Genomic DNA, 10,186 nt, shown 5'->3' with positions numbered 1-10,186 from the left:
CGGCGGGCCTCCGCCGGCCCGCCACTGAACAACGCTGCTACGCAGACTTTTACGCAGACTTGCTTCCACCAAGACACTGCGGGCTATCCGGCGCCTGCCCCTGCCACTCCTCGGCAGTAAACAGATGCAGAGCCAGGGCATGAATCGGCCCGGCCATTTCGTCCGCCAGTGCGGCGTAAACCTTCTGGTGGCGCTGCACCTTGCGTACACCGGCAAAGGCCTCGCTCACCAGTACCACCCGGAAGTGCATCTCCGCCCCTTCCGGCACATTGTGCATATGGCTTTCACAGGCCACTTCCACATGGCTGGGGGCAAAAGCCTCGACAAGTTTCTGCTGGATGGTATCCGCTAGTGACATGGTAATACTCCGTTAACTGACCGCAGCCTCGCGCTTGCGCGCGGCGACAATCGTGTCGTAAGCCACGGTGATGCTTTTCATCTGGTCTTCCGCGTGGCGCATAAACTCTTCCGGCAACCCCTTGGCCGCGATTTTGTCCGGGTGGAACTCACCCGCCTTGCGCCGGTAAGCCAGCTTCAATTCGCGATCGCTCACATCGGGGCTACAGCCCAGCACATCGTAATGGGCCTGCAGGCTGCCTGCGCTGGCGGGCGCCGCACCGCCGCGGGTGAACTCGTTGTACATCGCACTGAAGATGGACTCGTGCAGGCCCAGGGAGGCGGGTATGCGCCGCAGGATCTGTTCTTCCGCCGGGTGCAGCTCACCGTCCGCAAACGCCACCGCAAACAGCAGGCGGTAGACCATTTCCCGCATAGCCTGGTTGCGAATCAGCTGGCGGTACTGCTCGGCGTAGTCATAGATGCTGTAGCTGTCGGTTTTGGCATTCTGGAAGATCTTGATCGCCTGCTCGCGGTCCTCGCCGCTCAGGCGCAAATTGTGCTTGATGAAATCCTCGATCAGCCGGATCTCGGCCTTGGAAACCTGCCCGTCCGCCTTGGCCATTTTCGCCAGCATGGAGAACAGCGCGACGATAAAAACGGTCTGCGCACCGTCGCGATTCAGGGGAATACCGGCCTCGGCCATTCTTTTCAGGCCGGAGCCAAAGGAACTGCCGACCCAGGCCCCCAGCGCCGCGCCGATGGGACCGCCGAACATCATACCGATGCCCGCACCGATACCTGCACCCAACCAGGACATAACTTCTCCTTCCGGCACCTCCGCTGGTGCCCAGTGGTTGATAAACGGCGGCCATCTTACCACGGGGGGCCCGAATAGGCCGCGACAGAGGATGCAGGCTGCGACCAACTGGTCAGAGACTGCGACAGGCGCCCCGCCCACGCCCGGAAACGCAAAACCCCGCCGAAGCGGGGTTTGCAGGGGGCGGTAAACCTGGCTGGCTCAGCCGGTCATGGCACGGACCATGGTGATCATCACACCCGCCGCCACCGCGGAACCGATTACCCCGGCCACGTTCGGGCCCATGGCATGCATCAACAGGAAGTTGTGCGGGTTGGACTCGAGCCCCAGCTTGTTGGACACCCGCGCCGCCATCGGCACCGCGGATACCCCGGCAGAGCCGATCAGCGGATTGATCTTGGTCTTGCTCACGGTGTTCAGCAGCTTCGCCATCAGCACGCCGGCGGCGGTACCGATGGAGAAGGCCACGATACCCAGCGCCAGGATACCCAGGGTTTTCGGGTCCAGAAACTTGTCCGCCGCCAGTTTGGAACCCACGGAAAGGCCCAGGAAGATGGTGGTGATATTGATCAGCGCATTCTGCGCGGTGTCCGACAGGCGATTCACCACCCCGCACTCCCGCATCAGGTTGCCGAAGCAAAACATACCCAGCAGCGGCGCCGCATCCGGCAGGAACAGGGCCACCAGAATCAACAGCACCAGCGGGAACACGATCTTCTCGCGCTTGCTCACATGGCGCAGCTGCACCATCTCGATCTTGCGCTCCTGCTCGGTGGTGAGGGCGCGCATGATCGGCGGCTGGATCAGCGGTACCAGCGCCATATACGAATAGGCCGCCACCGCAATGGCACCCAGCAGATCCGGCGCCAACAGACTGGACACATAGATTGCAGTGGGGCCATCGGCGCCACCGATAATCCCGATGGCCGCGGCATCGGCGATGGAGAAATCCATCAGCCCCGCAGCGGACAGGCCGACGGCACCGAGCACGGTGGCGAAGATACCGAACTGGGCCGCGGCCCCCAGGAACAGCGTGCGCGGGTTGGCGAGCAACGGGCCAAAATCGGTCATTGCGCCGACGCCCATAAAAATCACCAGCGGAGCAACACCGGACGCGATAGCCACGGAGTAGAAGTTGTACAGCATGCCATTGCTGAAGCCCGCATCGTGCGCCACTTGCGCGGCCCGCTCGTAGGCCGCAGCGGGCGCCGATGCCAGCGCCTCTTTCAGGCCCTGCAGGGATTCAAATCCGCCCAAACCCAGAGCCTGCGCTATCTGCGACAAAATGCCGGCATCGCCGGAGTGCATTGCCGCTTCCACCGCCGGCAGCGCGAGGTTGGCCCCGGGAATATTCGCCAGGATACCGCCGAAGCCGATCGGCACCAGCAGCAGCGGTTCGAAGTTTTTGCGGATGGCCAGAAACAGCAGTAGCAACCCGACCAGGATCATCACGAACTGGCCGGAGGACATTTTATAGGCCCCGGAGGAAAGCCATAGATTGGTTAGGTGTTCCACGTCGCCCCCCGCTTATGCGATGGCCAGCAGGGCATCGCCCACCGCCACCGAATCGCCTTCCTTGATGCTCACTTCCGTCACCTGGCCGGCACGCGGCGCGCTGACTGCGGTTTCCATCTTCATGGCTTCGAGGATCACAATATTCTGGCCGGCGGTTACCTGGTCGCCCGGCTTCACCAGCACCTTGAAGATATTGCCGGCCAGGGGCGCCTTGACCGGTTCGCCGGTACCGGCGGCGGGCGCGGCTGCCGGTGCCGCTGCCGTTGCGCTGTCACCTACGGCAACCATGCCGGTGACATCGCCACCGTCGCTGACGGTTACGGTGTAACTTTGACCTTCCACGTTGACGGTATACACACCTTCGCCGTTGTCGTTCTTGACCTCGGCACCTTCGTTGCCCGTGGGCACCGGCTCAAAGGCCGCGGGATTGTCGCGGTTTTTCAGAAACTTGAGACCGATCTGCGGAAACAGCGCGTAAGTCAGAACGTCGTCGATCTGGCGCTCACCCTGTTCCAGCTCGATATCGTCTTGCGTGGCCTTTTCCAGCAGCTCCGCAGAGAGCTTGTCCAGCTCGGGAGACAGCAGGTCCGCCGGACGGCAGGTAACCGGCTCGCCGCCCTCCAGGACTTTTTCCTGCAGCTCTCTGTCCACTTCCGCAGGAGTCGCACCGTATTCGCCTTTCAGTACCGCGGCGGTTTCCTTGGAAATCGACTTGTACCGCTCACCGGTGAGCACGTTCAGCACCGACTGGGTACCGACAATCTGCGAGGTCGGCGTTACCAGCGGCAGGTAGCCCAGATCCTTGCGCACCCGCGGAATTTCTTCCAGTACCTCGTCGAGGCGATCCCCAGCGCCCTGCTCGCGCAGCTGGTTTTCCATATTGGTCAGCATGCCACCCGGCACCTGCGCCACCAGGATGCGGGAATCCACCCCCCTCAAGGAACCTTCGAACTTTGCGTATTTCTTGCGCACTTCGCGGAAGTAAGCCGCGATTTCTTCCAGCAGATGGATGTCCAGGCCAGTATCGCGCTCGGTACCCTCGAGGATCGCCACCACCGCTTCGGTGGGGCTGTGCCCGTACGTCATGGACATGGAGGAAATGGCAGTGTCGATATTGTCGATGCCCGCCTCCACACATTTCAGTGCGGTTGCGGTGGACAGGCCAGTGGTAGCGTGGCACTGCATGTGAATCGGAATATCCACTGCCGCCTTCAGTTTTGTCACCAGCTCAAAGCCTTCGTACGGGCGCAGCAGGCCGGCCATATCCTTGATCGCAATGGAGTCCGCACCCATATCTTCCAGCTGACGCCCCAGGTCCACCCACATATCCATGGTGTGCACCGGGCTCACGGTATAGGAGATGGTGCCCTGGGCGTGTTTGCCCTGTTTTTTCACCGCCGCGAGCGCGGTCTGCAGGTTGCGCATATCGTTCATGGCATCGAACACGCGGAAAACGTCGACACCATTGGTGGCCGCGCGCTCGACAAACTTTTCCACCACGTCATCGGCGTAGTGGCGGTAACCGAGAATATTCTGCCCGCGGAACAGCATCTGCTGCGGGGTATTCGGCATGGCTTTTTTCAGCTCGCGGATCCGCTCCCACGGGTCCTCCCCCAGATAGCGGATGCAGGAATCGAATGTGGCACCGCCCCAGGATTCCAGTGACCAGAAACCGACCTTATCCAACTTCTCCGCAATCGGCAGCATGTCATCCAGCCGCAGGCGGGTAGCGAACAGCGACTGGTGGGCGTCGCGCAGGACTACATCGGTAATCCCCAGTGGCTTTTTAACCTCAGTCATGGGTCGTCTCTCTCGGAAATTATTCTTGGCAATAAGTAAATGGTGAATGCTGGGCGCGAACTTCGGGCGCCCAGTTATCGGCGACTGGTTATCGGCGCCTGTTGCGATGCTGTTTGATCGCCTCTTGGATAATTTTTTTCAGCCGCGCATCGTCAGCTGCGCCGGCCGCGGACTTGGCTACCGGGGCGGGCTCCGGCTCGGGGAAATAGCGGGACATCAGGCGGGACATGATGGTGGTACAGATCACCAACACCAGCAGAAAAGTAAACACGATGCCCATGCCGAATAGCGTGATATCCAGCCCTTGTTGCATGAGTGATTCCTGCACCTTATCCCCCTTGATCGTGGTGAGCTTGTTTTTGGTCCCGCTTTTGCGGGCGTTATTATCGATATAAGAACCTTTAAAAATCAAACACTTATTAGTTACAGAAGCAACCAAGAACCGCGCAAAGACTGGGAATTTCGACCATTTTCGTTACCAATTTCGATAAAATGGGAATTGCCCGCCGGGGCCGCACGGCGCGCGAACAGAAATTCACAGCGGCAGACAAAAACCGTACAATTATCGACCAGAGTTTTACCCGGCCACCAATACCGCAATGAGCAACCCCCTCCAGGAAACAGGCTCCACTACCCACACCGAAGCCCGCACCGAAACCCGCACCAAAGTGCCGAAAATTCATCAGGCCCCCATGGAGGGCGTGATCGACCATCATGTGCGTGCGATTCTGTCCGAGCTCGGCGGTGTCGACGTGTGCGTGACCGAATTCGTCAGGGTGACCCATACCCGCCTGCCGCGCCGGGTGTTCACCCGCCTGTGCCCGGAACTGGCGACCGGCGCCGCCACCGCCAGTGGCACCCCGGTGAAACTGCAATTGCTGGGGGGCAACCCCCAGGCCATGGCCGACAACGCCGTGCGCGCAGTAGCTGCCGGTGCCCGCGCCATCGACCTCAACTTCGGCTGCCCGGCCAAGTCGGTGAACAACAGCGATGGCGGCGCCTGTCTGCTGCAATCCCCCTCCCGGGTCGAGGGCATCATCGCCGCGGTACGCAAAGCGGTACCGGCGCAGATCCCGGTTTCCGCCAAGATCAGGCTGGGATTTGAGGACCGCAGCAGCTACCTCGACAACGCCCGCGCCGCCGAGGCCGGTGGCGCCTCCGAACTCGCGGTACACGCCCGCTCCAAGGTGGATGGCTACCGCCCCCCGGCCTACTGGGAATACATCGGCGAAATCCGCCAGCAGATCCGTATCCCGGTGGTCGCCAATGGCGACCTGTGGACCCTCAGCGACTACCTGCGCTGCCGCGAAGTAACCGGCTGCGACGCCTTCATGTTCGGCCGCAGCTTGCTCGCAAGGCCCGACATTGGCCTGCAGATCCGCGCCCATTGCGAGAATCGTCCCTACACACCGATGTCCTGGCAGGAAGTCGCTGGACTGCTGTACCGCTACTACCGCACCACCCAGACGATCTACCCGGCGAAGTATCTCGGCAACCGCATCAAGCAGTGGCTGGCCTACCTCAAACTCAGCTACCCAGAAGCCACCATTTTCTTCGACGAGATCAAGCGCCACCGGGAACCGGAACTGCTGGAGCGCGCCTTTGCCCGCCAGCTGGCGTCGGGCACCGCGGATATCGAGGCTGCCTAGCCCTCACCTATACTGAGTCAACTCCCACTCAGGAACCCGAACCGCCGCCGCCATGCCCGTGCACAACAGCGAAATCGCCGACAAGTTCGACCGACTCGCCGACCTGCTGGAAATCGAGGGCGCCAATCCGTTTCGCGTGCGCGCCTACCGCAATACGGCCCGTACCGTGCGCGGTTATCCCCGCAGCATGTCCGATCTGCTGGATGACGGCGAAGACCTGACCGAGCTGCCGGATATCGGCGACGATCTGGCGGAAAAAATCCGGGCGCTGGTGCGTAGTGGCAAACTGCCGCTACTGCAGGAAGTGGAAGAACGCATACCGCCCGCGCTCAGTGAGCTGATGAAAATCGAAGGCCTCGGGCCCAAGCGCGTGCGCACCCTCTACAACGAGCTCAATATAAAAACCCTCGACGATCTCAAGGAAGCTGCCGCAAGCGGCAGGATCCACGATGTGTCCGGCTTTGGCGACAAGAGCGAGGAGAAGATCAAACAGCGGGTGGAAAAATTTTCCGGAGAAAAGCCCCGCACCCTGCTGGTCGACGCAGAAGAAATTGCCAGGTCGCTGCTGGACTATCTGAAAAAGGCCGAGGGCATCAAGGACGTCATGGTTGCCGGCAGTTTTCGCCGGCGCAAAGAAACCGTGGGCGACCTCGACATCCTGATCACCGCCAGCAAAAGCGCCCCGATCATGGATCACTTCACCGACTACGACGATGTGGAAGAAGTGCTCTCGAAGGGCAAGACCCGCTCCACCGTGTATCTCCGCTGCGGCATGCAGGTGGATCTCCGCGTGGTACCCCAGGTCGGTTTCGGCGCGGCGCAGCACTACTTTACCGGCTCCAGGGCACACAATATTGCGGTGCGCAAAATGGGGGTCAGGCAAGGCTACAAGATCAACGAGTACGGAGTATTCAAGGGCGACGAGCGCATTGCCGGCAAGACCGAAAAATCCGTGTATGAAAGTGTCGGATTACCCTTCATACCGCCAGAGCTGCGGGAAAACCGCGGGGAACTGGAGGCGGCCAGGGATGGAAGCCTGCCCAAACTGATTACCCTGAAAGATATCCGCGGCAACCTGCACGCCCACACCACGGCCAGTGACGGTCACAGCACACTGAAAGATATGGCCCACGCCGCGAAAGAACTGGGCTATGAATACCTCGCCATAACCGAACACTCGAAGAGCCTCGCCATTGCCAGTGGCCTGGACACAAAGGAACTGCTCGCGCACCTGGACAGAATCGACCAGCTGAATGCGCAACTGGATGGCCTGGTACTGCTGAAATCCAGTGAGGTGGATATCTTGGAGGACGGCACCCTGGATTATCCCGATGAAGTACTGAAGCAACTGGACTTCACCGTGTGCGCGATACACCAGAAGTTCGACCTGCCGCGCAAGAAACAGACCGAGCGGATATTGCGCGCGATGGACAATCCCTACTTCCATATTCTGGCCCACCCCAGCGGGCGCCTGATCAACGAACGGGATCCCTATGAAACGGATCTGGAGAAAATTCTCGAAGCGGCCAAAGACAGGAATTGTTTTGTCGAACTGAATGCACAGCCAAAACGCCTGGACCTGACCGATGAGGGCTGCAAAATGGCCCGGGAAATGGGGGTAAAGGTATCCATCGCCACCGACGCCCACAGTGCCGCCGGCCTCGCAAACATGCGGTTTGGTGTCGACCAGGCACGCCGTGGCTGGCTGGAGAAAAAGGACGTGATCAACTGCCTGCCGCTGAAAAAGCTGTTACAGCTGTTCGCGCGCTAACGGCGCCCGCGCAATCATTTATCCAGCTGGAAGACCTGCCGGATTTCCTCCGCGTCCAGTGTTTCCCGTTCCAGTAACGCCGTTGCCAGCGCATCCAGCTTGTCGCGATGGGCCTCCAGCAGCTGGTAAACTTCCTGCTCTATGCCGCGCACCAGGTCCACGACCTCCTCGTCGATTATCTCCGCGGTATGTTCGCTGAAGTCCTTTTGCTGCGCCATTTCCCGGCCCAGGAAAATATGCTCCTCGCCGCGCCGGAACGCCACCGGACCGAGCTTTTCACTCATGCCCCAGTGGGTCACCATATGCTGGGCCAGGCGCGTTGCCTGCTTTAAATCCTCTTCCGCCCCCGTGCTCACCTCGTTGAAAACCACCTGTTCCGACACCCGTCCGCCGAGCATCACGCCAATGCGGTCGCGCAGGTAACTGGCGCGCATGCTGTGATGCTCCTCCTCGGGAATCTGTTCCGTTGCGCCCAGGCTGTGCCCGCGGGGGATAATAGTGGCCTTGTCCAGGGGATCGGCATTAGGCAGCAGGCTGGCGGCCAGCGCGTGCCCCGCCTCGTGGTAGGCAATAAGCTTCTTGTCCTCGTCACCGATCACCATTTCCCGCTCACTGCCCAGTACCACCTTGTCTCGCGCCTGCAGCATGCAGAACATGTCCACCGCCGACTTGTCTTCGCGTCCCGCCAGCAACGCAGCCTCGTTGATCAGGTTCTCCAGATCTGCGCCGGAAAACCCCACCGTCAGCGCCGCCAGCCGCTCAAAGTCCACATCATCGTCCAGCGGCACCTCGCGGGAATGGATCCGCAGAATCGCCATGCGAGCATTCTTGTCTGGCAGGTCCAGGGTAATCTTGCGGTCAAAGCGGCCCGGGCGCAGCAGTGCCGCATCGAGCACGTCCGGGCGGTTGGTGGCCGCCAGCACCACCACCGTCTCGTGCGGGTCGAAGCCATCCATCTCGCCGAGAATCTGGTTCAGCGTCTGTTCCCGCTCGTCGTGGCCGCCGCCCAGACCGGTACCGCGGGCCCGCCCCACGGAGTCGATCTCGTCGATAAAGATGATAGACGGCGCCTCCTTCTTGGCGCTGGCGAACATATCCCGCACCCGCGAGGCGCCGACACCGACGAACATTTCGATGAATTCCGAGCCACTGATACTGAAGAACGGCACGTCGCTTTCCCCGGCCACGGCCTTCGCCAGCAGGGTTTTGCCGGTGCCCGGCGGCCCCATCAGCAGGATGCCCTTGGGGATCTTGGCGCCGAGCTTGCGGTAGTGCTCGGGGTTCCGCAGATAATCGGCGATTTCCTGCAGGTCCCGCTTGGCATTGGCCAGCCCCGCCACGTCGTCAAAGGTGACATTGGACTCGCCCCGCTCAAACCGCTTGGCCCGCGACTGGCCAAAGCCGAATGCCCCGCCACCGCCAATGCCTCCCATTCGCTCCTGCATGCGGCGCCCCAGCCACAGAAACAGGCCAATAATCAGAATCCACGGCAACAGGCTGAGCAGGACAAGCGACCAGGGGTTCGTCTCCGAGGGCTCGGCGCGAATCTGGACCTGGTGCTGCTCCAGCAGAGGCATCAATTCCGGGTCGTCCACCGGCGGCAGCACGGTGATGAAGTGCGTGGTGCGGGATTCTCCGGACGGGATCTGGGTCTCCTGCGCGCCCTCATAGGTACCCAGGATCCTGTCGCCCTGGATGGTCACACTGACCACGAGATCGTTGCTGACCTTTTGCTTGAACTCGCTGTAGGAAAGTGACTCACGCTGCCCGCCCGTCTGCGTGTTGGACCAGAACTGCAGGAACAGCAACGCAAACACGAGCCACATAAGGTATTGCACCCAGAACCGGGAAGACTGGGGCGGCCGTGGCGGCTCCGGCTCACTGCCCGGGGAGGGATGATCGCTCTGGTCATTGGCCATAGACGGCTCGCGACGCGTTGGGTGGAATCTTGCGGAAGTAGATAGAGCGGAACACGGGATCTCAGGATCCGTCACGGAATCAGCGCAACCTATCAGGCAACAGTATAGACAGCCGCACCCCCGGCCTGGCGCCGTGCCGCACAGACAGGCTGGAACCTCCCGCAGCGCCCCATCCGGCACTGATCCGCAAATCGTAGCCACCCTTGAAAAAGTACTTGCAAAGCGCCGCCCGCCACGGCAGAATGCGCGCCCTATCGAGCTGAACCGGCAGCAAACGGAAGCTGGGAATGTTCGGTAACTTGCGGATTTTTAAAGAGTTTTTGCAAGAAGCCTTTAAAAAAACAGTTGACGAAGCCAAGGCGAGTCACTATAGTTC

Annotated in this window: 8 protein-coding genes; 2 read left to right on the top strand and 6 right to left on the bottom strand. The window is 60.9% G+C overall.

Annotation, left to right across the window (positions count from 1 at the left end; translation table 11 throughout):
- Window positions 1–49 precede the first annotated feature (49 nt).
- From QZ511_RS15165 to QZ511_RS15145, 5 genes are all read right to left on the bottom strand, one after another.
- On the bottom strand, window positions 50–358 hold the full coding sequence (locus QZ511_RS15165) for a BolA/IbaG family iron-sulfur metabolism protein (protein WP_295803604.1): 309 nt from the start codon (window positions 356–358) through the stop codon (window positions 50–52).
- Window positions 359–370: 12 nt separating this feature from the next.
- The gene (djlA, locus tag QZ511_RS15160; RefSeq protein WP_295803602.1) at window positions 371–1,156 is read right to left on the bottom strand and encodes a co-chaperone DjlA; all 786 of its coding nucleotides are present in this window, start codon (window positions 1,154–1,156) and stop codon (window positions 371–373) included.
- Between the two features lie 201 nt (window positions 1,157–1,357).
- Window positions 1,358–2,671, bottom strand: a complete 1,314-nt coding sequence (locus QZ511_RS15155; RefSeq protein ID WP_295803599.1) for a sodium ion-translocating decarboxylase subunit beta — start codon at window positions 2,669–2,671, stop codon at window positions 1,358–1,360.
- Window positions 2,672–2,683: 12 nt separating this feature from the next.
- Entirely contained in the window at window positions 2,684–4,471 is a 1,788-nt protein-coding gene (gene oadA / locus QZ511_RS15150) for a sodium-extruding oxaloacetate decarboxylase subunit alpha (RefSeq protein WP_295803597.1), read from the bottom strand.
- A gap of 88 nt (window positions 4,472–4,559) precedes the next feature.
- Window positions 4,560–4,784, bottom strand: coding sequence for an OadG family transporter subunit (locus QZ511_RS15145; RefSeq protein WP_295803595.1), 225 nt, complete (start codon window positions 4,782–4,784; stop codon window positions 4,560–4,562).
- Window positions 4,785–5,163: 379 nt separating this feature from the next.
- Between QZ511_RS15145 and QZ511_RS15140 the strand changes: the two genes are divergently transcribed.
- Both QZ511_RS15140 and polX read left to right on the top strand, forming a co-directional pair.
- Window positions 5,164–6,120: a tRNA-dihydrouridine synthase gene (locus QZ511_RS15140; RefSeq protein WP_295803606.1), complete on the top strand. Its 957-nt coding sequence runs from the start codon at window positions 5,164–5,166 to the stop codon at window positions 6,118–6,120.
- Window positions 6,121–6,172: 52 nt separating this feature from the next.
- Entirely contained in the window at window positions 6,173–7,891 is a 1,719-nt protein-coding gene (polX, locus tag QZ511_RS15135) for a DNA polymerase/3'-5' exonuclease PolX (RefSeq protein ID WP_295803593.1), read from the top strand.
- A 14-nt stretch (window positions 7,892–7,905) separates the two neighbouring features.
- Here polX and ftsH read toward each other — a convergent pair whose 3' ends face one another.
- The gene (ftsH, locus tag QZ511_RS15130; RefSeq protein ID WP_295803592.1) at window positions 7,906–9,717 is read right to left on the bottom strand and encodes an ATP-dependent zinc metalloprotease FtsH; all 1,812 of its coding nucleotides are present in this window, start codon (window positions 9,715–9,717) and stop codon (window positions 7,906–7,908) included.
- Between the last annotated feature and the right edge of the window lie 469 nt (window positions 9,718–10,186).

It is taken from the genome of uncultured Microbulbifer sp., assembly GCF_913055755.1.
Taxonomy (GTDB): domain Bacteria; phylum Pseudomonadota; class Gammaproteobacteria; order Pseudomonadales; family Cellvibrionaceae; genus Microbulbifer.
This window is presented reverse-complemented; position numbering and strand designations above follow the sequence as displayed.